The organism is Chryseobacterium lactis (assembly GCF_003815875.1).
In the GTDB taxonomy this organism is placed as follows: Bacteria; Bacteroidota; Bacteroidia; order Flavobacteriales; family Weeksellaceae; genus Chryseobacterium; species Chryseobacterium lactis.
In genome coordinates, this window is sequence record NZ_CP033924.1 from 3,226,235 (window position 1) to 3,251,760 (window position 25,526).

22 protein-coding genes are annotated in these 25,526 nt (G+C 36.0%); 11 read left to right on the top strand and 11 right to left on the bottom strand.

Annotated elements, in window-relative coordinates; all coding sequences use genetic code 11:
• Positions 1-867, bottom strand: coding sequence for a prolipoprotein diacylglyceryl transferase (lgt, locus tag EG342_RS14335; RefSeq protein ID WP_103293067.1), 867 nt, complete (start codon positions 865-867; stop codon positions 1-3).
• A gap of 426 nt (positions 868-1,293) precedes the next feature.
• On the bottom strand, positions 1,294-1,545 hold the full coding sequence (yidD, locus tag EG342_RS14340; RefSeq protein ID WP_185126914.1) for a membrane protein insertion efficiency factor YidD: 252 nt from the start codon (positions 1,543-1,545) through the stop codon (positions 1,294-1,296).
• A 101-nt stretch (positions 1,546-1,646) separates the two neighbouring features.
• Between yidD and EG342_RS14345 the strand changes: the two genes are divergently transcribed.
• Complete coding sequence (locus EG342_RS14345; RefSeq protein WP_103292914.1) at positions 1,647-2,924, top strand: replication-associated recombination protein A; 1,278 nt, start codon at positions 1,647-1,649, stop codon at positions 2,922-2,924.
• 48 nt (positions 2,925-2,972) lie between these two features.
• Here EG342_RS14345 and EG342_RS14350 read toward each other — a convergent pair whose 3' ends face one another.
• The 6 genes from EG342_RS14350 to EG342_RS14375 all read right to left on the bottom strand — a co-directional run bounded on the left by EG342_RS14350 (position 2,973) and on the right by EG342_RS14375 (position 9,396).
• Positions 2,973-3,389: a hypothetical protein gene (locus tag EG342_RS14350; protein ID WP_103292913.1), complete on the bottom strand. Its 417-nt coding sequence runs from the start codon at positions 3,387-3,389 to the stop codon at positions 2,973-2,975.
• 113 nt (positions 3,390-3,502) lie between these two features.
• Complete coding sequence (locus EG342_RS14355; RefSeq protein ID WP_103292912.1) at positions 3,503-5,722, bottom strand: DUF2339 domain-containing protein; 2,220 nt, start codon at positions 5,720-5,722, stop codon at positions 3,503-3,505.
• A gap of 108 nt (positions 5,723-5,830) precedes the next feature.
• Positions 5,831-6,538 (bottom strand): hypothetical protein, encoded by a 708-nt coding sequence (locus tag EG342_RS14360; protein WP_103292911.1) that lies wholly within the window; start codon positions 6,536-6,538, stop codon positions 5,831-5,833.
• A gap of 491 nt (positions 6,539-7,029) precedes the next feature.
• Complete coding sequence (locus EG342_RS14365; protein ID WP_103292910.1) at positions 7,030-7,737, bottom strand: hypothetical protein; 708 nt, start codon at positions 7,735-7,737, stop codon at positions 7,030-7,032.
• 275 nt (positions 7,738-8,012) lie between these two features.
• Entirely contained in the window at positions 8,013-8,861 is an 849-nt protein-coding gene (gene pheA / locus EG342_RS14370) for a prephenate dehydratase (RefSeq protein WP_103292909.1), read from the bottom strand.
• A gap of 109 nt (positions 8,862-8,970) precedes the next feature.
• Positions 8,971-9,396 (bottom strand): acyl-CoA thioesterase, encoded by a 426-nt coding sequence (locus tag EG342_RS14375; RefSeq protein ID WP_103292908.1) that lies wholly within the window; start codon positions 9,394-9,396, stop codon positions 8,971-8,973.
• A gap of 135 nt (positions 9,397-9,531) precedes the next feature.
• On the opposite strand from EG342_RS14375, the gene dnaA reads away from it, so the two are divergent.
• The 4 genes from dnaA (at position 9,532) to EG342_RS14395 (ending at position 14,454) form a co-directional block, all read left to right on the top strand.
• Positions 9,532-10,986 carry a chromosomal replication initiator protein DnaA gene (gene dnaA / locus EG342_RS14380; RefSeq protein WP_103292907.1) on the top strand — a complete coding sequence of 485 codons (1,455 nt, stop codon included), beginning with the start codon at positions 9,532-9,534 and terminating at the stop codon, positions 10,984-10,986.
• 112 nt (positions 10,987-11,098) lie between these two features.
• Positions 11,099-11,557: a low molecular weight protein-tyrosine-phosphatase gene (locus EG342_RS14385; RefSeq protein ID WP_103292906.1), complete on the top strand. Its 459-nt coding sequence runs from the start codon at positions 11,099-11,101 to the stop codon at positions 11,555-11,557.
• A gap of 32 nt (positions 11,558-11,589) precedes the next feature.
• Positions 11,590-12,288: an SAM-dependent methyltransferase gene (locus EG342_RS14390; protein WP_103292905.1), complete on the top strand. Its 699-nt coding sequence runs from the start codon at positions 11,590-11,592 to the stop codon at positions 12,286-12,288.
• Between the two features lie 363 nt (positions 12,289-12,651).
• Positions 12,652-14,454 (top strand): lytic polysaccharide monooxygenase, encoded by a 1,803-nt coding sequence (locus EG342_RS14395; protein ID WP_103292904.1) that lies wholly within the window; start codon positions 12,652-12,654, stop codon positions 14,452-14,454.
• A gap of 256 nt (positions 14,455-14,710) precedes the next feature.
• Here EG342_RS14395 and EG342_RS14400 read toward each other — a convergent pair whose 3' ends face one another.
• Both EG342_RS14400 and EG342_RS14405 read right to left on the bottom strand, forming a co-directional pair.
• Positions 14,711-15,565: a DUF4349 domain-containing protein gene (locus EG342_RS14400; RefSeq protein WP_103292903.1), complete on the bottom strand. Its 855-nt coding sequence runs from the start codon at positions 15,563-15,565 to the stop codon at positions 14,711-14,713.
• A gap of 87 nt (positions 15,566-15,652) precedes the next feature.
• Complete coding sequence (locus EG342_RS14405) at positions 15,653-16,126, bottom strand: Mpo1 family 2-hydroxy fatty acid dioxygenase (protein ID WP_103292902.1); 474 nt, start codon at positions 16,124-16,126, stop codon at positions 15,653-15,655.
• Positions 16,127-16,198: 72 nt separating this feature from the next.
• Here EG342_RS14405 and EG342_RS14410 point away from each other — a divergent pair, with 72 nt between their 5' ends.
• From EG342_RS14410 to EG342_RS14435, 6 genes are all read left to right on the top strand, one after another.
• Positions 16,199-17,044 carry a helix-turn-helix domain-containing protein gene (locus tag EG342_RS14410; protein WP_103292901.1) on the top strand — a complete coding sequence of 282 codons (846 nt, stop codon included), beginning with the start codon at positions 16,199-16,201 and terminating at the stop codon, positions 17,042-17,044.
• Positions 17,045-17,133: 89 nt separating this feature from the next.
• On the top strand, positions 17,134-18,444 hold the full coding sequence (locus EG342_RS14415; RefSeq protein WP_103292900.1) for a TolC family protein: 1,311 nt from the start codon (positions 17,134-17,136) through the stop codon (positions 18,442-18,444).
• Between the two features lie 24 nt (positions 18,445-18,468).
• Positions 18,469-19,578 carry an HlyD family secretion protein gene (locus EG342_RS14420; protein WP_103292899.1) on the top strand — a complete coding sequence of 370 codons (1,110 nt, stop codon included), beginning with the start codon at positions 18,469-18,471 and terminating at the stop codon, positions 19,576-19,578.
• Between the two features lie 110 nt (positions 19,579-19,688).
• On the top strand, positions 19,689-21,281 hold the full coding sequence (locus tag EG342_RS14425) for an MFS transporter (RefSeq protein ID WP_103292898.1): 1,593 nt from the start codon (positions 19,689-19,691) through the stop codon (positions 21,279-21,281).
• A 210-nt stretch (positions 21,282-21,491) separates the two neighbouring features.
• Positions 21,492-23,705 carry a TonB-dependent receptor gene (locus EG342_RS14430; RefSeq protein ID WP_103292897.1) on the top strand — a complete coding sequence of 738 codons (2,214 nt, stop codon included), beginning with the start codon at positions 21,492-21,494 and terminating at the stop codon, positions 23,703-23,705.
• Positions 23,706-23,950: 245 nt separating this feature from the next.
• Positions 23,951-24,655 carry a class I SAM-dependent methyltransferase gene (locus EG342_RS14435; RefSeq protein ID WP_103292896.1) on the top strand — a complete coding sequence of 235 codons (705 nt, stop codon included), beginning with the start codon at positions 23,951-23,953 and terminating at the stop codon, positions 24,653-24,655.
• A 202-nt stretch (positions 24,656-24,857) separates the two neighbouring features.
• Here EG342_RS14435 and EG342_RS14440 read toward each other — a convergent pair whose 3' ends face one another.
• A complete protein-coding gene (locus EG342_RS14440; RefSeq protein ID WP_103292895.1) occupies positions 24,858-25,523 on the bottom strand; it encodes a hypothetical protein in 666 nt (221 codons plus the stop codon).
• Positions 25,524-25,526: the final 3 nt, after the last annotated feature.

The following is a 25,526-nucleotide window of genomic DNA, read 5'->3' on the forward strand; positions in this document are numbered from 1 at the left end:
TTATTCCGGCTTTTCGTTTTCTGCCTGAGTAATTTTAAATTTCTTAGAAATCACCATGATCACAACTCCGGCAATCATGAACGGAATAGAAAGTACCTGTCCGGTATTTAAGCTTCCTATCTGGATAAATTCGTCACCTTGAGGTTCCTTCAGGAATTCTACAAAGAATCTGATGGCCCAAAGGATAATAAAGAACAATCCGAATAACCAGCCTTGCTGATATTTTTTATCCGTTTTTCTATATAAAATCCATAATAAAACAAAAAGAGCAACATATCCTACAGCTTCAAATAACTGGCTTGGATAACGAGGAACGGTGATCCCATATTCGCTGCTTTGCTGAGGAAAAAGTAATGCAAAAGGAGAGTTTGGATCGGCTGGTTTTCCTACAATCTCAGAATTGAAGAAATTACCCATTCTTACAAATGCTCCACCCAAAGCTACCACAATTCCTAATCGGTCATAGACCCAGAAAGGATTCTTTTTGATAATTTTAAATGAATAATAAAGCGTGGTGAAAATCAAGGCGATTGTAGCACCATGGCTGGCTAAGCCCGAGAATCCTGTGAACTTTAATCCGTTTTTAGTACTGATCGGAAGAAATACACTCCAGAAATCTTCTTTAAATAATTCCGGTTGATAAAAAATAACGTGTCCTAATCTGGCTCCAAGGATGGTACCTATTAATGTCCAGGTAAAAAGAGGCTCCAGGTATTTTTGGTTTACATTATCAATTTTAAATATTCTGGTCATCAGGACATATCCGAAACCAAATGCAAATACAAACATCAAACTATAAAAATGCAACGTAACCGGTCCCAGCTGAATACCTTTGGAAGGATCCCATATTTTAAAAGGAGTTTCCAGTTCTACGGTATCAGAAGAAGCAAATGGCTTTGCTGATTTTACAGCATATTTGAATGTAGTGATGTTATCTTTGGTAGTAGAAGTATCTATCAATTTGAAGTTTTTATCAAAAAACTGATATTTTGCATCTTTAAATTTTGCCAATGTGGATACTCCATAATTATAATATGCAGGTTCGAAATTTGACTCATTAAGGATTACCAGAACATTATTGTTAATTGCTTTTTCCGGGAATGCGTTCAGGTCACCCATTTCTGTGGTGGAAAAGATTTTTACAGGAACCTCAGTTCCGTTTACTTTTAGTGAACCGTCTGACAATCCATCAGAATATTGTTGAGCAAAAAAGCATTGCGTCATCAATGCAAATATTACAAGGTAAATTCTGAAAAAAATAGTACTCATTTTTCTATTGATTTAATAGTTTGTTTATTGATTTTTGTGTTTTGGTGGAACGGGATCGTAGCCGCTTCCTCCCCAGGGATGGCACCTCAGTATTCTTCGGGAACCCATCCAGAATCCTTTAAATATACCATGAACCTGTAATGCTTCGATCATATAATGCGAGCAGGTGGGTTGGTAACGGCAATTTTTGGGAAGTAGGGGCGAAATAAACCACTGGTAAAATTTTATCAAAATTACCAACGGAAATGTGATGATTTTATTGAATGTAAGTTTCAAAACAATGCAAAAATAGGGTAAAAAAATGAAAATTAGTTTAATTTTGTTAGAAGTTTCAGTGGTGAAAACCTGAAGCGTTTATCTTAAAAAATAGAATTACTTTGAATCAAAATATTCCATTAGCTGAAAAACTGAGACCCAAAACCCTGGACGAAGTGCTGGGGCAGGAACATCTGACCGGTGAAAAGGGGACGATCAGGAAAATGATCGAAAATGATAGCCTCAATTCATTGATTTTGTGGGGACCGCCGGGAACAGGAAAAACTACATTGGCGGAAATTATTTCTGAAAAATCCGGAAGGAAATTTTATAAGCTTTCCGCGGTTTCCTCGGGAGTAAAAGATGTTCGTGATGTAATTGACGATGCCAAAAAGCAAAATTTGTTTTCCGGGAAATCACCCATTTTATTTATTGATGAGATCCACCGTTTCAATAAATCTCAGCAGGATTCTTTGTTACATGCCGTAGAAAAAGGCTGGATTGTTCTGATAGGTGCTACCACGGAAAATCCAAGTTTTGAGGTGGTTTCTGCCTTGTTGTCAAGAAGTCAGGTTTATATTTTAAAAGCATTGAGCTATGAAAAACTGGAAGAACTTATTGATACAGCTTCGGAAAGATATAACAAGGATGAAGGAACTGATTTTTCAATCCTGGAAAAGGAAGCCTTTATTCAATATTCGGGTGGAGATGCCAGAAAACTGATTAATTCCGTTGAATTGGTTTTAAATCAATATAAAAATTCAAGCACCAAAGAAATTATCAATTCTGATGTCCTTGAGGTGCTTCAGGAGACGATGGCACTCTATGATAAAAACGGAGAACAGCATTATGATATTATTTCAGCCTTTATCAAATCAATGCGGGGTGGAGATCCTAACGGAGCTGTATACTGGCTGGCCCGAATGATTGCCGGGGGAGAAGATATCAAATTTATTGCAAGAAGGATGCTGATTCTGGCTGCTGAAGATATCGGTTTGGCAAATCCCAATGCATTGGTTATTGCCAATAATTGTTTTCAGGCGGTCAACGTGATCGGGAATCCTGAATCAAGGATTATTTTAAGTGAAACGGCAGTATATCTGGCAGTCTCTCCTAAGAGTAATTCTACCTACATGGCAATTAATGAGGCGTTGGCGCTTGTGAAGAGAACCGGGAATCTTCCTGTGCCGCTCCATCTTAGAAATGCTCCTACAAAACTGATGAAGGATCTGGATTATGGCAAAGAATACAAATATGCCCATTCTTATGAAGGTAATTTCGTAGAGCAGGATTTTCTGCCCGCAGAAATTAAAGATACAAAATTGTATGAACCGGGAAGCAATGCTACAGAAAAGAAAATTCATGAGGAGCTTAAGAAAAAGTGGGGAAATAAATATTAAAGAAAAAGGATACCGTTTTTACAGTATCCTTTTTTTATGTTGACTCAATTATTTAAGTGTTACATAGAGAGTTTTCTTTCCATTTTCATCCTTTACTTCTCCTTTATTAATGATTTCAGGGTATATCATTGTGCTGGTGTCAGTAAATTCATATCCTCCAATAAATACAGGAGTATTTTCCGGAACACCATATTGTACGTTTATTTGATTAAGAGGCATTCTGTCCATTACATTTTCTCCGTTTTTAAATTTATATTCAGTTACACCTTTAGTAAAAATAGAGCTGTATTTTTTAAGACTTGCCGGAAGATTAGCTGCGGTGTATGTTTTTGAAACCTGCAACACAGATTTTTTTGAATTGAATAGATTCACTGTTCCGATAACATTATCAGCCACTGCAAACTTTTGTTGAGCAAATAAAGTTACAGATGACAGTATTAAAAAAGAGTAGAGTAATTTTTTCATAATCAGAATATATAGGTGTTAAAAACGTGATAAATATAGTTATTTTTTGTAAAATTTAAATGTATTCTTAAAATGTTTTGCATTTTATCTATAAATATAGGCTTTTGCCTTAATTATAAGCTTGTAGGTTCTTCATTTTTATCCTTTTTGTCAACCATATTTTTAATGATATTCTTAAGTCGTTGGAAGGTGAATGAGCTTAATAATAATATAACTCCCAATACGATAAAGGCACTGATCCTTGAGATATTGTCCATCTGCCAGACATCATATCCATAAAGTTTTAAAACCATAATACCAACCAGAGCAAATCCAATTTTATTATATTCCTGGATATTCTTTTTTAAACCTGTATAAATGAGGATGCTGGCCAGAATAGTCCATATAATAGGTAAATAAAGAATATTGAAATGTTTTTTTATTTCGAAAGAATGAGCGAAATCACGGGAAGCGGTCAGAACATAGGCGTGATGCAGTTCACAACTTACAGAGGTGATCAATGCCAGGGATAAGGCCCAGTAAGAAATTTTGTTTTTATGAAAATCTGAAGAAGGAATTATTTTAAATCCTATATATATAAAAGGTATCCACTGAAGCAGGTGTAGCAGATAGAATGAAGATCCCAAATTTTTTGTTAAAATGCTGGTCACAACTGATGAAGTGGTGATGGATACGTTTATGATCAAAAGAAATAGAAACAAGTAGATCAATACTATTTGTAAGCCGATGTTGATATGTAATACTTTTCGGAAAAGCAATAATATAAAAATATAGTACATGCTGAAAAGTAATGCTACACTGGTAATGGCAGCCCAATGCATGTTTTGAATATGGTAAATGATTTCCAGGAGCAATGCTGTGTAAATAATTCCATAGCTGGCAACCGTAATGAGATCTTCAAAAAAGCTATTGTCGTTTGCTGAGGTGTCTTTCTGAACGTCTTTTAATAAATATAAATTAACGATTGCAGAGAAAACAGTAACTAAACTTGTTAAAAATACCGGATTGAGTATAATGCTGAGGTTTTTAGCATTGAAATATTCAGTCCAGGTAATCATCTGGGCAATAATTACTAACGGGAAAAGGATATGAAAGCATGTTTTGAAGATTTTATGCCCGGTCTTTTTCCAGATAAAGAGAAGTAGAGTAGCTTCTATTGCCCAAACGCTGGTAATCAAATGTGTTTTAAACTGTAAGGCAACAGCGATGGTAATAAGGCTGACGGTGATTCCTGCGAACACAGAAAATGAAGTTCCTGCGTTTTTTTTTCTATATTCTCTGAATAAAAGTATAGTATTAATCAGTGCGAAACCGATCGGGAAAATAGTAGCAGGCTCGTATTTCAACTCATCAAAAGTATAAACCAGACCTATAATACTTGTAAAATTAATTAAAGCAAGCATTAAAATATCCCATGTGGAAAGTACATTCTTTTTGATATAATCATACAGCGCAAAAATGTAAAAAATAATATAACTGATGATATAAAAAACAATACTCAGAAGTTCCGGTTTTTCAGAAGTCCAGAAAAGAAGGTAAAGAGTGGTAAATACATAGGCCGTCCATCCAACGCTTTTCCAGTGTTTTAAGAAGGTTACAGCTAGCATCCCAATATTAAGAAGAGTAAGATAAATAAAAAGGAAAAGATAATTACTTTGCCCTGTACTGATCATTAAAGGTGCTGAGAAGCCACCTATTAATGAGAAAATAATTAATATTTCACTTTTATAATAATAGGAGAGAATGATGGAGATGGCGGTGATAAGAATAGTTATGAGGAAAGCCGTATTCTGGGTGAAAAGGTGGTATTCCCGGAAGGCAATTGTTGCGGTAAAATACAAAACAGCGATTCCTCCGCCTGTGATAATGGAGGCAAAAGTTGTGTAATTTTTTCTTAGGAAATGTCCGATCAGGATAATGGTGGCTCCGATGAAAAAGCCTATTCCTGCCCTTGCAGTTTCGCCAATCCAGTTTTTATCAATGGCATATTTTACAAAATAACCTATTCCCAGAACAAGGGTGAAGATTCCAACGATCGTAAGAATATTCTGTTTTAAAAAGTCAAATACAGGACCCAGCCAATCTTTTTGAGGCGGTGGCGGAAGCTTTTCATGATTTGGACTTACTTCTTCCCTGTACGTTACCGGTGTAGGTTGTGGCTGAATTTTCTCATCTGGAGTTTCTTTTATCACTTCATCATTCTGTAATGACGGACTACCTATTTTAGAATGGAGATCCGATATCTCTTTTTCAAGTTTTCTGATTTTGTTATTCAGATTGTTGAAAATGATAATGATTACTACAATTAATATGACAGCCAGAAACTCATTCATTATTTAGTTTTTATCAAATATAGAGAAATTTGAAGTGTTGAAAAAAATTAACCCATCACAATAAAAGTGACGGGTTAAAGATATAGATAACTAACAATATGTTTTTTACTAATTAGAAACTTTGTAAATAGAGAATGAAGCGACACTGGAACCTAGTAATCCTACATCAAGAGCGGTAGATCCTACAAGTCCAAATGAAACTTTGTCACCTGCCTGGAATGAATATACCGAACTAAGTGAACTTTCAGAAATTGTTAAACTTAACAATATCAGGTTGGCTCCACTAAAAGCACGGCTATCAATCGTTGTAGCAACTCCGGCTCTGGTTCTTACGATACCAATTCCCGGGTTATTTGCTAAGATAGAAGCTTGTAGCCCTGTTCCATAACGGAAACTGAATCCTACTGCATAAAGACCTGTAGAAGGAATCGTATAAGTATTATCGGTGTCATTGAATAATGCTGCTGATCCAAGAGTTCTTTCGGCTGCAAGGAAATTGACTGCTCTAAAACCGGAAGGGAAGAGTCCAAGGCTTAAAAGACTGATACCAGCGGTTTTTTTGGCAACATAAACAGAGGTGTTTGTATTGGAGGCGCCTATTACAAGCTGTGGGTCCATTGCGAAAACTTCTGCGCTTCCTATATTGCTTGCTAAAAGCTGGTAGCCAGGTAATGCTGTAGCCATTGGGGTGTCCCGAACTACTAAAGTTCCGTTAATGTCTAGTGTTGCAGTTGGTGTTGCAGTATTAATACCTACTTGTGAAAATAGTGGTAAAGTTGCGCATGCTAAAATTAGGCTGTAGATTTTAGTTTTCATGATCAAGATTTTTAATTAGTTTCTGAGATTAAAGATAATAAAAAAAATGCTTTGTATTGCAAAATTTTTATTTTTAACATTATTATGATGTAAAATATTTAAACATACGTTTATATTTTGCCTTATTGTTCTTCATAATGTTATTACATATTAATATTTTTTAAATTGATGTTCATCGCAAATGTAATAAAAAAAATCACTAAGTCTCTATTATTTGAAATATTTTTTTTAATTAAAACTGCGTTATTATTTGATTAATAATAAATTAAAATTAATTATGGTGAAATTATGTTTGTTATAGTCGTTTTATGTTGAAAAATATTTAAGGCTATTTTTTACTATGTTATTTAGCTGTCTATTAATTTATTGAGTGTAGCAAAAACATAAAAAACACTGCCATAAAGGCAGTGCAACTGTAAGTGATTGTAAGTCTGATTGGACTATAGATGAAGTGTTTTTACATTCAGTTTTTGTTGTTGAAGAGCTTATTTTTAATTCGATATCTTAAAAATATAAAAAGAGGAGCTACTGGATCCTAGAAGTCCAAGATCTAAAAGACCTCCACCCAGAAGACCAAAGGAAATCTTATCTCCTGCCTGTAAGGCATATACTGAACTTATAGTAGATTCCGAGATCGTTAAACTTAATATTCTGGACAAATTAACACCACTGAAAATCCGGTTGTCGATTATTTCTGCTGTGTTATTTCGCGTCCGGATTACTCCAATGCCGGGATTATTCGAAAGTACCGCAGCTTGTAATCCCGTACCATAGCGAAAAGTATATCCTATGAAATAAATTCCGTCGGAAGGCACAACATAAGCATTATCTGTATTTGAAAATAAATCCGGATTTCCGATCGTCTTTTCAACGGTTGTGAAATTGATAGATTGAAACCCGGGAGGGAAAAGGCTTAGATTGAGCAGGCTGATACCTGTTGTTTTCTTTGCAGCATAAACTGACGGATTGATAGGATCAGAAAAGGTAATATTAGCCTGGTCAATTTGTGAAACTTCAGAATTGTTTTGATTAAGCAACAGAAATTGATACCCGGACAAATTCGTAGTTTGAGGAACTTGTCTTATCATCGTATTTCCATTGATATCCAGTGTTGCTTGAGGATCACCTGTTAAAATCCCTACTTGGGCATATTTAAGCATGAATATAAACAGGAACGTAAATTGTAAAGTTTTTTTCATTGTATTTATTTTAGGTTGTTATAAAAATACAATAATTAATCACAAATATTTGAATTATAATTCACGTCTATTTTACTATTCCTTGTGGATTTTTCAGATGATAGGTTTATTTTATTTTAAAAAAGTAAAGAGCGATATTTTATTTTATCGTTGTGAAAAAGTATTAGGTGTAAAATATTAATATGTATGATGCTGTTATCTTTTCACTCTCTATTAAAGTAAAGTGAAAAAATGCCTATTATTATAATAATATTTATTGTTTTTACATAAGAATTTTAACTCTCAAGCAGGAACTCTTTGTAATTCCCAAGAAAATCAACGTCAGCTTTAATTGACTCCAGTTCCTTAAGTGCATTTCCATGCAGAACTTCTTCCCATGGTCCTTCTACATTAATGAAGAAGAAGTAATTACCGAGGCCTGTCTTTAATGTTCTCGATTCAATTTTACTGAGGTTCATTTTTCTCCAGGCAAATACAGACAATACCTGATGCAATCCTCCCGGGTGATCCTCAGGCAGATTTACAAGTATTCCTGATTTTTCTCCTAAAACCTCGAGGTTGCTGTTTTCGTACAGATGATGCTCTTTAGATATAATAATAAACCGGGTATGATTTTGTTCAAAATCCTGAATGTTTCGGTTGATGATTTTTAATCCATATAAATTAGCTGCAAATTGGTTGGCAACTGCCGCAATCTTAAGGTCAGGATTTTCCGATACATATTTTGCTGCCGCTGCCGTAGATGAGAAATCCTGTTTTGGAATTCCTTTATAATGGGTATCTATAAAATGAAAACTTTGGGCTAAAGCTTGCGGATGAGAATATATCCTTTCTATATCTTCAATAGAATTTTTAGGATGAATCATTAAATGGTGAGCAATAGGCATTACGGCTTCTGCTTCAATTTTAATCGACGGAGTTTTATATAAATAATCCAACGTCATGGAAACCGTTCCCTCAATAGAATTTTCTAAAGGAACTACTGCTTTTGCTGCCTCTCCGTTTTCTACCGCATTAAAGCAATCCAGAATACTTGCCTGTGGTAAAAGTTCGTTCTCCGGAAAAAGTTGTGTGGTGGCAAGCTGAGTAAAACTGGCGTGAGGCCCCAAAAATGCAATCTTCATAAATCGTAAATATATAAGGTGTTATTATAATAATAGGCAAAGGTGCGAATTAAAGTTTAAAGTTCAAGTGATCGTTTTGTGATATATATTAGCCACTAGCCAGCAGCTGTTACTTGTCATCGGTGACCTCTTTCCAATTTTCTTTAATAAACTTCATTAGAAAATCCGGACATTTAATGACTTTATTGGTTTTAGCGTCCAGGAAGAAAAGGGTAGTGGAAGCTTCTGTAATTTTGATATGCTCTTCATTGTAAATTTCATACTCAAATTCAATTCTTACACCGGGAATTTTTTTAACATAGGTATGGATTTCTAATTTTTGATCATATAAAGCAGGGCGTAAATACTTGATTTTATAGTCGGAAACAGGCAGCCAAATTCCTTGGTTTTCAATTTCATCGTATGAAATTCCTATACTTCTGAAGAGTTCAACTCTTCCAACTTCGAAGTACTCGGCATAGTTTCCGTAGTATACATATTTCATAGGGTCTGTTTCTGCGTAACGTACTCGTATTGAGTGTGTTGTATGTATCATTTTAGATGTTAAATTATACATACAAATATATTTTTAAATAATCAATACCCGCAATATTTTTTTTTGAAAAGAAAAAATTAGACCTTTGTCTTCCTTCTAAAAACAGTACAAACAAAGAATAATCGGGGCATAAAAATGGATGACAATTTAATGATGATATGGCAGAAGTGCCTTCAGTTTATGCGTGATAATCTCAACGCAGCTGAAGATAATTCTGATCTAAAAAAGCTTGAGAAATCTTTCGATATGCTATTTGATAAGGTGCAGCCGCTTTCACTGGTAGCCAACAACCTTACATTGATCGTACCGAGTGATTTTTACAAGGAATATATAGAGGATAACTACTTGTCCTTACTTTCTGCTGCCCTGAAGAAAAATGTTGGAAAAGGAGTTAAATTATGGTATTCCGTAATGGAAAACAGACCCAAAGGTGAAGAAAAACCGGTTACCATGAATATGAAGGGACAAAGTGTCCCCACTCCAAAAACACAGGAAACAATGCCTCAAGGATTCTCTGCTAATATCGTTAACCCTTTTGTGGTTCCTGGAATAAGAAAAGTAAATATAGATTCTAACCTGAAACCTGACTACTCTTTTGATAGTTATGTGGAAGGAGAAAGCAATAAATTTGCAGCTACTGTTGCCAGATCTATTGCTAAAAGACCCGGAGCTACTGCATTTAACCCGTTATTTTTATATGGAGGTTATGGAGTCGGAAAAACCCACTTAGGTCAGGCAGTTGGTCTTGAAGTGAAAAATCAATTTCCGGATAAAGTAGTTCTTTACCTATCTTCAGAAAAGTTTATTCAGCAGTTTATCTCTGCTGCAAAAGCACATAAGCAAACTGAGTTTGCGAATTTCTACCAGATGGTGGATGTATTGATTATCGATGATATTCAGTTTTTATCAGGAAAATCTGCAACACAGGATAGCTTCTTCCATATTTTTGATCATTTGCATCAAAACGGAAAGCAGATTATCCTTACTTCAGATAAGGCTCCTGCAGATATTATGGATATTCAGGACAGGATTGTATCCCGTTTCAAATGGGGACTTTCTGCGGAAATAAAATCTCCTGACTTATCTACAAGAAGACAGATTATTGAAGATAAACTAAGCAGAGACGGAATAGTTCTTCCAGGAGATATGCTGGATTTCCTTGCGGTGGAAACTAAAACGAATGTAAGAGAATTGATCGGAGTTATCAACTCAGTTATTGCATATTCTACTGTATATAAGAGAGATCTGAGTCTTGAATTGTTAAAGGAAACCATTAACAGAATTGCAGCAAACCAGAAAAAAATCATCAATATTCCTTATATTCAGGAAGTGGTTTGCGATTATTTTGGAATCAAAAAAGAACAGCTTTTATCAAAAACAAGAAAGAGAGAGATTGCTTTGCCAAGACAACTTGCCATGTACTTCTCAAAAGAATTTACCAATTCTACGTTTACTAAGATTGGTGAAGAAATGGGAGGAAAAGATCACTCAACAGTAATGTACGCTTGTGATACCATCAAAGATGTTTCAAAAATTGATAAAGAAATCAAGAAATACGTAAAAGATCTTACAGAAAGAATCAAGCAATAAGATTCCGGATGTTACAATAATATGAAATGAAGAATAGGTATATTCTTCATTTTTTATTTAGTTTTGTCCTGTCGAAAATCAATAACCTTTTTAATATTTCAATTGTACAATCATGAAAATTTTAATGGTCTGCTTAGGAAATATATGCAGAAGTCCTTTAGCTGAAGGGATTATGAAAACAAAACTTCCCGAAAGCTTTTCTGTAGATTCTGCGGGAACGATTTCTTTGCATGAAGGAGAACATCCTGATAAAAGGGCTGTCAGAACTGCCGCAAATCATCATATTGATATTTCTAAACAGAAATCAAGACCTATTACACGAAACGATTTTAAGACTTTTGATAAAGTCTACTGTATGGATATCGATGTATTTGAAGATGTGGTTTCCAAAACTAAAAATGAAGAAGAACGCCAGAAAGTTTCTTTATTCCTGGAGGTTTTAGGTGATCAAACCAATGCTGAGGTTCCGGATCCATATTGGGGTGATATGAAGGATTTCGAAGATGTTTTCCAGTTGTTGGATAAAGGCTGTGACCGAATAGCAGCTCAGCTTAATCCATCCCATTTGTAATTTTTAATTCATAATTTTTAATTAATTTTTCTATGCTTTTTTTACTTCCAGCTTATCTATCAGAAAACACGCCAGTTACTCATTTTTCTCCAATCTTGAAAGATTATATCATGCAAACGGATTATTTCTTTGTAGAAAATGAAAAGACAGCAAGAAAGGTGGTGAAATTTTTTGCTCCTGAAAAGAAGCAGGCAGATTTGAAACTCTTTTTATTAGACAAATACACCGAAAATACTGATATCAAAGAAGCCCAGGAATTAATGCTGAAAGGGCAGGATTTCGGATTGCTTTCAGAAGCCGGCTTACCTTGTATTGCAGATCCGGGAAATCTGATGGTAAAATGGTGCCATGAAAAAAATATCAGGGTAATTCCCATTTCAGGACCTTCATCCATCATTTTAGCACTGATCTCGAGTGGATTTAATGGACAGGAGTTTACTTTCCATGGCTACCTTCCGATCGATAAAGGAGAAAAGAAAAAACAAATCCAGCATTTGGAAGGATTGGTTCAAAAGACCGGCTATTCTCAGATTTTTATGGAAACGCCTTATAGAAACAATCCGCTTTTTGAAGATTTATGTAAGTTCTTATCACCCAACACAAAATTGTGTATTGCTGCTAATATCAATGATCCGGAGCATGAATTTATCAAGACCCAAACGATAAAAGACTGGCAAAAACAAAAACCGGAACTTCATAAAATTCCGGCGGTATTTGTATTGGGGAAATAGATATTACTCCCATGCTTTAATAATTCTAAGCATAGATTTTTTTCTCTGCCAGCTATTCTATCTTGCCTTAAATTCACAATATTTCTACATTGTGTGATAAATTTTGTTATTTTTAACTTGAATAATATTCTATAATTATATTTAAATATAATATATTATGAATTAATATTTTGCTTCATAATTTATAATATTAACTTGTTTGTGTTGTTTTAATTAATTTTTATTATAAACTTTATAATTTAAACTGTTTTCGTAAATTTAAACTAATATATTTTGTATTTCTTTTACTATTGAGAATGCATTAGTTTAAAAACTCAGTTTTGAATAAAAATTGAAAATCAAATCGACACCAAATATTTAAATATGATTACACGTAAAATTTTTTTTCCGGTATTGCTGATGCTGGCCATACTGGTACCTTCTTTAATTCACTTATCTGCACATGGATATGTATTGAGCCCTGCCTCAAGAGGATATCAGGGAAGCCTGGATAAGGCTGCACTGGGTTATTCCGCCGCATTCGGAATATATGGGTCTATCATTAATGAACCCGGATCTCTGGAAGCTCCAAAAGGTTTTCCTGCATTGGGTCCGGCAGATGGGAAGATTGCTTCCGCTAATGGAAGTATAGGAGGCGATACTACACTCGATATTCAAACTGCTGACCGATGGAAGAAAACCAATATCAGTACTGGTGTCAATGCCTTTATCTGGAAATACCTGGCTTATCATGCAACAGCCAAATGGCATTATTATATGACCAAACAGGGTTGGGATCCTAATAAGCCGCTTACCCGTCAGGATCTTGAACTTATTGGGACAGTTGCTCATAACGGAACACCACCGCAGGATAATGTTTCTCATCAGATTACTGTTCCTTCAAACCGTGCTGGTTATCATATTATTTTAGCGGTTTGGGATGTAGCAGATACAACCAATGCATTTTATAATGTCATTGATGTTAATGTAACCTCCGGAACAGTTTCTACACCTCCGGCCACTCCTTCAGGATTAACTCAGCTGGGAGTAACCGGTTCTTCTGCTAAAATAGGTTGGACACCACAGTTAGATGCTGTTTCATATACTGTTTTCCGCAACGGACAAAACATCCAGCAGGTGAATATAGCTATGTTTGAAGATACCGGCTTAGCTGCTAATACAACGTATACTTACGAAATACAGGCGAAAGGTTCTTCGGGACTAACTTCAGCGAAAAGCGCACTTCTTAGCGTAAAAACAAATAGCGAGGGCATCCCTGAAAGACCTACACTGCCTTCAAATCTTCACTCAATGGAAGTTACTGAAAATTCAGTTTCACTAATGTGGATGGCTTCGACCCATTCGCAGGGGATCAAAAACTACCAGGTCTTTGAAAATGGGATTAAAGTAGGAGAAACAGTACAAACAACCTTTTTAAGAACCGGATTGGCACAAGATACGGAATACCGTTATACCGTAAGATCCACTGCAATGAACGATCAGATTTCTGATATGAGTAATGAATTAAAAATCAGAACTAAGAAAATTACACCAGGGAACGGTCAAACCTATTGTGGAGCAGAGCAATATATCGCAGCTAATGCATATCCTACAGTCGGAGCGAAAGTTTTCTACTCCTGTAAAATCTGGAAAAACAAATGGTATGCAAATCCTGGAGAACTTCCCGGAATCAATATGGTATGGGAGGAAGTAAGCATATGTACGGAGGGGCCTGGTTGTGAATCGAGCGGTCCGGTGACATATTGTGGAGCACAGGAATATAATCCGGTAAAAACTTATTCTACAGCAGGAGCAAAGGTTTTCCATGCTTGTAAAATATGGGAAAATAAATGGTATGCAAATCCGGGAGATACGCCGGGAAGTAATGCTGTCTGGAAAATAGTAAGCGATTGCAGTGAAGGTCAAAGTTGTAAAACATCAAATCTCGCCCATCAAGAAAATGATCTTTCAGTGATTGTCTCTGAACATATGATGAATCTTGCACCGGAAAGCTATTATAATAAAATAAGCAGAATAGATGTCATTACGCCCCAAGGACTTCAGATTATGACGTTTATTAATCCTGGGAAAAATAGTATGAGCATCAGTCGCCTTCCATCCGGAATATATTTTGTAAAAATCCTTTATAAGGATGGAAGTAATAGTACTAAAACAATCAGAAAGTAAGCTATAACAATACAAAAAATCAATAGAGCCGTCTTTATCATTGAACGGCTTTTTCTTGTCGGAAATTATTTAACAGTCCCTTAACTAGAGTATTGCACTATTCTTGTTTTGTGGTAAATATACAATAACAAGATTCAGGAGGTCGTTGAGGATCTTTTAAGATATTGAATTGTTGATAATGCAGTAGAAATCCGGGCATCGAAGATGCCCGGATTTTTATATAAAATTATTTGAAGTATCATCTAAAGCAGAATTTCTATTTTTTCCTCCTTGATTTCCATTTTCTCCAGAGAAAAACCAAAACAGGAATCAGTAAAAAGAAAGGCCATAAGGAAATAAGTCCCAGCATAAAGCTTACAAAACTGTTCCAACCTTCAGTAACAGAATCTATAAAACGACTTCCAAAACCTATTTTAGAAGTGGCTGAACTTCTTACCTTTTCTTTATATAAATTTAAATTCAACGTGCTGTAATTCACACGGTCGTCAATAAACCGAAGTCTGCCTTCCGCAACGTCAATTTCATCTTCCAGCCCACGGATTTTCTCCTGGATTTCCAGCATATCTTTTGTCGTAGCTGCACCTTTCAACATATCCCGGTACTTTTCAAGATACAGTTTCTTATTTGCTAATTTGATAGAAATATCAGTGTATTCTTCAGTGACATCGTCAGAAGAAATATTTTTTGAGAGAACAGAGCCGATTCCATCGGAAAATGAATTGACTAAGGCATCAAAGTTTTTATGAGGAACACGAATTGTCAGATTAAGATTTTCATCCAGATCGGAATTTTGAAATTCTTCCTTTTGGATATAGGCATTGTTCTTTTTTAAAATCTCATTTGCCTGAGCCTGGGCTTTTTTGATCTCACCCACCTGAATTCTCATATCTCCGTTTTTGATGATTTTCCTCGATATGGTATCTGTTTTCATTTCAGAATTAGGGGAAGCTTTGTTATCAGCAAGCTTTTCGGAAATAGAGGAAGGTGGCGGTAGAGCCTTATCCTCTGTGATTATTTCTGACACTGCCGCATCGGCAGAATATTTTTCACCACCGGATTTACTGCAGTTAATTAGAGTAATGAAAAATAAAGGTAACAGTAGTGTTCTCATGAAACGTTAGTTTTGATGAATACCATCAAAAACTATGCTCAGACAGATCAATACCTCAAAATTGTTTTTAGAAATGGATTTGTGAAGTTAATATTTGATCCCCACCTTTTTGAGAATATAGGTTAAAAGCCAGATAGGACCTACTAACAGAAACTGAAGATCTTTAAGAAATGTAGGTTTTTTGCCCTCTATTTTATGGCCAATCAACTGGAAAATCCAGGTGATAATGAAAACGGATAGGTACAAAATCCAGGACTGATTGCCTAAATTAATATTACTGATATAAATAGAATGTTCCATCAGTATCATAATAACAATCATAACTACTCCGATTAATAAAGAAAGCCTTACATAAAATAAAGTAATAAGGCTAATAATGATCAGGCTTACGATACTGATACAGCCAAAATATGAAATGCAGATATGAGGCGCCGGAATAAGAGATACAAAGCCTAAAATAGTCCAGAAAATCAACGGAACACAAATCCAGTGAATGAACTTGTTAATTGCATTTCTATGGCTCTTACTGTATTCTGCAAATAATAAATCAACCTTTCTCATAGTCAGGGAATTTGATATTTGCTAAAATAATAAAATTTTGTATTCGGTGATAAGTTTGCTTACATTTGTGTTATGTCTGCCCTGGAAAAGTTTGGAGTTGAGATTTTTACACAACGTAACATTTTTGAGAGAATCGCTGTCGATAAACCTTTTCGACCGGATAACCCGGCATTTATTTTTATTAAATCCGGAACCATAAAACTCAGGCAGCATTTCAGTGACCTTGAAGTTTCGGCTAATATGTTTATGGTAACCGATCCCCAAACCATCTATGAAGTGGTTTCTGTAAGCGATGATTTTCAATCGCGGATGGTTTCTTATAAAAGAGAATTTATTTCAGCCCTATCTTTAAAATTCAATAGATTAATTACTTACCGTTATTTCAGACAACAGATGAATAAAGGAGTTCCTTTTCCCGAAAGTGAAATGGAGGTAGTCTGGAAAAGCGTCAACTTTCTAAAGTATATTCTCGATTCTGAAACCGAAATGTTATACAAGAAAGAAATGGTAGAGCATCTTTTCTCCGTATTTTGTTATCAGATGGCTGGAATTATTTCTAAAGAAGACAATAATTCTATGAACCAGATGTCAAGACAGGAAGAAATCGTTTTTGTATTTCTTACAGATCTTGCAGAGCATCACCTTACGGAAAGAACCGTTGAGTTTTATGCCGAGAGGCAGTCGATTACAACCAGACATCTTTCCTCCGTTGTGAAATCAATCACAGGGAAGTCGGCAAGCCATATCATTGCTTTGATTATGATTAATGAAGCCAAAGTCCTTTTAAACTCATCCAATAAACCGGTTTCGGAGGTTTCTTCAATTCTCGGATTTAGTGATCAATACTCATTTTCTCACTTTTTTAAAAAACATCTTGAAGTAAGTCCTACACAGTACAGACATCAGTTCGAAAGTTAAAATCCTACATTTGAACATCTTTTTCCAAAAATCAAACATTTGATTGATTTTGTTGTTCACCTAACTTTGCATTCGTAAAACAAGGTAAAATGACAAAGAAAATAAAAACAGCACTATCTGTATTGATAGCAGCTTTTCCTGCGCTGTTATTTTCGCAACAAATCAAACAGCTTACTGCAGGTGAGATTGCCGAACTGGCAGTCCGAAATCACCAGCAATTAAAAGTTTCTGCTCAGAATATAGATATTGCCAGGCAGAATACGAATGTTGTAAAACTTCAGAAACTTCCCACCATTACAGCTTCTACAAGCCAGTTTTATCTGGGAGATGCCGTAGCAATAGACAAAGACTTTTCAAACTCTACCAGAGTTCCGATGCCTCACTATGGAAGTTCGTACGCAGTACAGGCAACACAACTGATTTTCAAAGGAGGATTGGTGAATAAGTCTGTTGAGATGGCAGGGCTTCGTGAGCAGCTTTCTGAGCTTGATCTGGAAAAAAATAAGCAGGATGTGAAATTTTTAGTGATTTCAAACTATCTCGATGTTTATAAAATTATGAACCAGGAAGAAGTTTTTCAAAACAATAAAAAACTGGCGGAAGAACGTCTTAAAAATGTTCAAAAGTTCTATCAGCAGGGTATGATAACACGAAATGAAGTGATTCGTGGTGAGTTGGCCATTAAAAACCTGGATCAGGGAATTCTGACATTAACGAATAATAGAAAAATCCTTAACTATAATTTAAATATTGCTTTGGGTTTATCCTCTGATACGGAAATTGTTCCTACAGAAAGTTTAGACAATAAAGAAGCAGGAATCGGAATGGATTATTATATGAACATGGCCCATGACAGCAATCCGGTTCTGAAATCTGCCAAAAAGAATATTGATGTTGCAGATAAAAATATTGAAATTATAAAAACTGATAATATGCCTACCGTAGCAGGATTTGGAGGATATACACTGCAAAGACCCATCACTACAAGAAACCCTGTTCTGGATATGTATTCAGGTGGATGGCAAACCGGAGTTTCTTTAAGCTACAATATCGATAACCTTTACAAAACAAAAGAAAAAGTAAAGCTAGGAGAACTTCAGAAAAATCAGGCCAATGATGCTATGACTTTAGTACAGCAAAATGTAGACATGGGAGTGAATGCAGCTTATACAAAGTATCAGGAAGCTATTCAACAGGCGGATATTCTCAATGATTCCAAAAGGCTGGCGGAAGAAAACTACAAAATTACGGAAGCCAAATATCTGAATCAACTGGCTGTACAGGCGGAAATGATTGATGCCCAGAACCAGAAGCTGCAATCAGAGCTTGATTATGCCAATGCAGAAATCAATGTTTTGTATCAGTATTATAACCTTTTGAAATCTACAGGGACACTTTAATTTTTTAAACTGAAAATCAACACAATGGAAAACAAGGAACAAACTCAAAATACAACACCAACTCCGGTGAAAACAAGTGGAGAAGGCAATAAAAAGAAAAATAAGACCAATAAAATCAGAGCCATTATCTCAAACATCATCGTTTTTCTGGTGATCGGTTTCGGATTATTCTGGCTGGTACGTGAATATTTTCATATCGGAAGTAAAACCTACACAGAAGCTGCACAGGTGGAAGAATTCATCAACCCAATTAATACAAGAGTTTCAGCTTATATAAAAGAAATAAAATTCATTGAACACCAAAGAGTAAAAAAAGGAGATACCTTGGTTATCCTTGATAATCGCGAGATCTTAACACAGTTGGGACAGTCTGAAGCGGCTTACCAAAATGCAATAGCTCAGAAAACAGCAACCGGCTCTTCCGTGAATACAGTTTCCAATAATATCAACGTAATGGAATCCAATATTGCTGGAGCAAAAGCCAGACTTTGGAACGCTGAACAGAACTTAAACCGTTACAAAAATCTATTGTCGGCAGAAGCCGTTACAAGACAACAATATGATCAGGTAAAAACTGAATATGATGCCCAGAAAGCAGCTTATGAAACCTTAGTGAACCAGAAACAGTCGGCTAACCTTTCTACAACTGAAGTAAAAAGCAGATTGGGAATCAATGATGCAGAGATCAAAAGAACAAAATCTGCTTTGGATATGGCAAAAATAAACCTTTCCTATACAGTTATTACAGCTCCTTATGATGGTGTGATGGGAAGAAGAACGATTTCTGAAGGTCAGCTGATCCAGCCGGGACAACAGGTCGCTACTATTGTTTTAAACGGTCAGAAATGGGTAACTGCCAACTTTCTTGAAGGTCAGATGCCTAATATTAAAGTGGGAGAAAAAATGATGATGACAGCCGACGCATTGGGCGGTCAGCAGTTTGAAGGAGTGGTAACTGCTATTTCCGCGGCGACGGGATCAAGATATTCAAGTGTACCAACAGATAACTCTACCGGTAACTTCATTAAAGTTCAGCAAAGAATTCCCGTAAGAATAGAATTTACAGCTTCCAATAAAAAAGAGAATCTGGATAAACTAAGTGCAGGAATGAACATGAATGTAAATATTAAATAAGACTAAAGATAGAAGATATCAGGTTTCAGACTCAATGCTGGGCATGAAAACTGAAGATGATTATAAAAAGTCTGTTATCTGATATCTGAAATCTATTATCTAAAAAAATCATGTACAACAAAGGATTATATAACGATTGGGTACCCAAACCCGTACAGCTTCTGCTGATAGTACTGCTACTTGCCGTAGTGATGCCTATTGGTGGGGTATTTACCGGGAATATCAGCTATTTGGTAGGAAGTACCGGAGGGTTGACAGAATATTTTATGTGGGCCAATTATGCTACTACCATCGGAATGGGTGCTTGTATGCCGGTCGTTCTAAGAATTAAAATGAGATTTAAAGTACGAAATAAGATGGTACTGCTGTTGGTGCTTTTAGGTTTGTTAAGCTACATTAATGCAACAACCTTACAACCTATGATTTTCGTATCTACCTCTTTATTGATCGGATTTATGAAAATGATGGTCACCATAGAATTGTTCTTACCATTGATGGTGATGATCGGAAACCGCGGAATGTTTTACGGCTTGTTCTACACATTTGTTCTGGTAATGAATCAAGTGGCCGCTTACTATGCAGCAGACTTTGCTCTTCTATACAATTGGCAGCATTTTTACATTCTTATTTCGGTTTTATGCTTTATTTTGGCACTGATACACTGGATTTTTATGCATAATAAATACTTTGCCCTGAAAGTTCCGTTGCATTATATCGATTGGTTGAGCATCTTACTTTTCGTATCAACTTTTATGTTTTCAGCATATGTCTATTCCTTTGGAAGGCAGCAGGACTGGTTGAATTCTAAGAATATTATCAATGCAAGTATTGCTGCTTTTGTAAGTTTTGCATTGCTTTCTATTCGTCAGTTAACCTTAAAAAGACCATACCTATCATTCAAAATTTTCACTAAAAATAATGTACAGCATGGTTTGTTTATGTTGTTTTGGTTGGGAATGTTTTTAGGTACAGCTTCACTTCAGACTACTTTTGCTGTCGGAGTTCTGGGATACGATCAGGTGACAAATGCCAGGCTGAACCTACTGATGATTCCCGGGATCATTTTAGCAGGAGTTATTGCGGTATTTTGGTTTAAAAAAGAAAAACCTCTGAAAATGTATATTTTTTCCGGTTTTGCAGCAATGATAGGATATGCCATGATCATGTATTTTTCTATGGTTTTGGAATTCAGCTACGACAATTGGTACCTTCCTATGTTTTTAAAAGGCTACGGAATGTGTTCATTATTTATTTCCGTGTGGTTCTATACTTTAGATAAACTTGAAATGGATGAAATGCTGGCAGCAATCGGATTGGTACTGGTATGGAGAACTTTCCTGGCAGTTGGTATTTTTTCAACGCTGTATTCATGGTTTCAATACCGTTTCCAGGTTACTGCAATAGGAGATCTGGCGGTTTATATGGATGGCATGACGGTTACTCCTCAGAATGTTGCAGCCAATATGAAAGCCATACAGCTGAATGCGATTATCATCGCAACTAAAAAAATATTCGGGTATATTACCCTGGTTGGTTTTGGCGTGTTGATCTATGTGATTACCCATCATTTCGGTGCAAAACGATTCCAATATTTCAGATTTGTAAGAGTGTTGGGTGGTAAATCGGTGATTGCCAGAAGAAGACTTCGTGAACGTAAAAAATTATTAGAAGAAATAAAAGACGCAGCAGGACCTGCGATGTAAAGATACCTTGTTTTTCACTAGTAAAATCCTGGTCCTTATTGATAGGGCTGGGATTTTACGCTTTTGTAAAGAATAAAGAAGAAAATTAGATGCCACCCGGCGGCTTCCAACTTTTAAATCAAAACTATGAAAAATTTCATCCCTTATTGTTTTTATTGGTTCTAAATAAGAATTACCTTTGCGGAATTATAAAAACTCTGAGTAGAAAGAATGAAAAAGCAGTGTGCATTCATAGGTCTGTTGGCATCGGGATTGATGTTTTCCCAGACAACAAAAGATTCTATAACCTCTAAAGGTATTGAAGACGTGGTTATCGTAGCTTCAAGAAAACCGACAAAAATTTCAGAAATTCCAGGTACAGTCTGGGTTGTGCAGAAAGAAAAAATCCAGGAACAAGCCAAAAGTGGAGTTCCGATTAAAGAAATGCTTTCTATTTTAATTCCGAGTATGGATATTGGCCCTCAGGGAAGAACCAATTACGGACAGAATATGAGAGGACGTTCTGCTCTGGTTATGATTGACGGAGTTTCTTTGAACAGTATTCGTGCCATCAGCCGACAGCTGGATGCTATCGATCCTTTTAATATCGAAAGAATTGAAGTTCTTTCCGGAGCCAGCTCTATCTATGGAGGAAATGCAACAGGTGGAATTATCAATATTATCACCAAAACACCTTCCAAAAAAGGAATCAGTGGGGAAACAGAATTAGGAGTACGTACAGGTTTTATGGGAAAAGACGACCATGACTTCCGTGCTGCACAATCTATTGCCGGAAAAGGAGAGAAGTTCTTTGGAAGACTCGGGATTGCTTACCAACAGAATGGTGGTGCTTATGGGGCAGATGAAAAACAACTTTTTACAGATATTACTCAAACTGACCTTCAGTATAATCAATCAATCGACATCTTAGCTACGGGAGGATATCAGTTTAATAACAAACATAAAATAACCGCTTCACTTCAATATTATAATTCCAAGTTCAATGGAGACCGAAGCTTGTTTTTAGGTCAGAATCTAAGTGCCTTTACGACCAAAAATGCAAGTTTGCTGGAAATGAGAGACGGATTCTATTCCGACAAAAATGTAGGTACGGAACGTTATATGGGAACGGTTGCCTATACCGGAAACGGAATTTTAGGTGGCCAGGATTTGTATGTACAATTCGCTACCCGAGGTGAAAAACTGGGATTTTATCCTTTTCCCGGAAATGTAACCTTACAAAATAGTCAAAAAGTGGCTTACATGTCTTCTTCACAGCAGGATACTTATTATTCCGGGATCAAGGCTTTGTTATCCAAATCCTGGCGCGGACTGAACGTTACTTATGGTGCAGATATCGATTTTGAAAGATTTGAAGGAAATCAGTCTGTATATAATATTGCCAAAACCATGTCTAGTGGTGGATTGATCAATGAGACTCAATACAGACTCGGCAGATATCCCACGAATAATTCCCAAAGTTACGCAGGTTATGTTCAGGCAAAATATAATATCATCCCAAAACTACAGATCAACGCTGGCGTTCGTTATCAGAACATCACTGTTAAAATGGACGATTTTGTAGGATCCGAGCAGCAGACACAGGTAGCAATGGGTTATCTGCAGTCAGCATCTGCCATTCCCGGTGGTAAAAGCTCTTATAACGTGACTTTGGCCAATGCCGGGTTGTTGTATAAGATCAATGAGCAACATCAGGTTTGGGGAACGTTTTCCCAGGGAGCAAGTTTGGCGGATCCGGCTAAATATTACGGAATCGGGAAGTATGCCATTAATGGGACAAACTGGGACGTAGTATCCAGTATCAATGTAAAAGATCAACCTTTGCAGGCGATCAAAACCAATCAGTTTGAAGTAGGGTATCGTGTTAATAAAGGAGGATTAAGAGCTCAGATTGCCGGTTTCCTAAGCAGTTCGGACAAAAGTGTGACTGTAGATAAAAAGACCTTCCAGATTCTTGTTAATGATTTGAAATTAAGAAATATGGGTATCGAAGCCGAGGTTTCTTATTCGATGAACAATGGCGTTTATTTCGGAGCAAGTGGACTTTTAATCAAATCTGAAGTGGATAATAATGGGGAGTGGAAGAAACAGGAAATTTATAATGCTTCACCATCAAAATTAGTGACGTATATTGGATATAATATCCAGAACTGGTCTTTCAGATTCCAGTCGCTTCAGAATTTCAAATTGACAGATGAGCTTAATAACGTCATTGACGGGTATAATACTTCTGACCTGATGGTTGGGTATCGTTTTCACTGGGGGAAATTTAACTTAGGAATCCAGAACCTGTTCAATACTGATTATCAAACGATATGGAGTAAACGGTCTCAGGTTTTATATTCTTCGTACGGACTACCGGAATTGTTTAACTACAAAGGAAGAGGAAGAACATTTAATTTGTCTTATACATTTGATTTTTAGAAACGGAAAGTAAAATAAGGATCAATATTAAATAAAAATTCTATTAAGATTCAATAGGAGCGGGCATATTCTTAGCATAGTCAAAGGAAGCCCGCTTTTATTATTGCTGTGAATTTCTCTGATTTTAGGCAAAATTCAAAATAATAGTGGAGTTAATAATAGCGATGAATAATGTAGTCAACTTTAAAAGGTAACTTTTGAACTTTGAACCCTTAAGCAGTATCTTTGTACCTTTGAAAATTATTATGAAAGATTTAATGGGCAGAGCAATCTGGGATTATTATCACAACGAGAATCCTGAAGATTTGCAGACTGAAACCTCGATTTCCGAACTGGATGAACTTCCTGTAGATTATTTGTTCAGAGATTTTGATGAAATGAATGAGATAGAACAAAAAGCCTTGCAGCTATCTGAAGGAAAAACCCTGGATATCGGAGCGGGTGCCGGTTCTCATGCATTGTACCTACAGAATGAAAGGAATCTTGATGTTCTGGCATTGGATATTTCGCCAAAATCCATTGAAATTTGCAAATTAAGAGGGATTAAAAGGGCAATTTGTTCAAATATTCTTGATTTTTCAGAAGAAACTTTTGATACCATTTTGTTGTTGATGAACGGGACAGGTATCTTTGAAAGTCTTCCAAAAATTGATACCTATCTTAAAAAGCTATATACCTTACTAAATGATAACGGGCAGATCTTAATCGATAGTACAGATATCCTTTATATGTTTGATCGTGATGAAGATGGCGGAGTGTATATTCCTGCAGGAGGATATTACGGAGAACTTGATTACACAGTTCATTATAAAGGAGAATCTGAAGAACCGATTACCTGGCTGTACCTTGATTTCAATACTTTGAAAAATGCGGCTGAAAATAATGGCGTCAAAATAGAAAGAGTTTTGAAAGATGAGGATTCATACTTGGCAAAGCTCACTAAGAAATAATTTATAGTGTCATTGCGAGCTGAAAGCGAAGCAATCTCAACAAATAATAGATTGTCATTCTGTAAAAAGGATGGCAATTTTTGTTTTTGGGACCTCTTCCTAGCCCCGATAGAAACGGTTACCCCGCAGCATAGGATGGACACTCTTCAGGGTGAAAGTTCGGCGCGAGGAGTAAAAGTGGATAGCGGGAATCAGCTCCTTATTATTGTCTGAACAGATGGATAGCTCTTGCAAACGGATAGAAAGAAAACCATTCCTGAAAATAAAAATACATCAGAACAGCAGTTCCGGCACATAAAATCACTGGAAGGATATAGGATTCTGCACGGTAAGGAAGTTTTTTTGGAGTTGCCAAAACGCTGATGACAAGTAAACCCAAAGCACCTACTGCAATGACTCCAATTTCGGGACTGTATCTGGAAGTGGTGCCAAAGTCAAAATGGGAAGCCAGAACATATTTTTGAAACATAAAAAAAAGAAAACCAAATGCCAGTGCTAAGAAGCTTGCAAGGTATTTTTTTAGTTTGACTAAATTAAGGAACAATAAAATAGACCCCGGAATCGGAGAGAAAAAAACGGAACTGACAAAAATAGTCCTTCGAGAATAAAGCTTAACAGCCTCCGGATCTTCTGTGATATGGTCTTTCCAGACTTCTACCTCTTCTATACGTTTTGCTACCTCTTCTTCTTTTTTATTCTGAATCAATTGCTGAAGGGCTGTTTTTTCCTGTTCACTGAAAATACGTCCTCTTTCTTCCAGAATTTCAAAAGCAATCTGAACGGCTTCCGGAACAAAGCGGTTGCCTTCTTTCAAATAGCTCTCTAATTCCTGATTGGAAAGCTTTCTTAAAACATTTTTACTGACCATAAG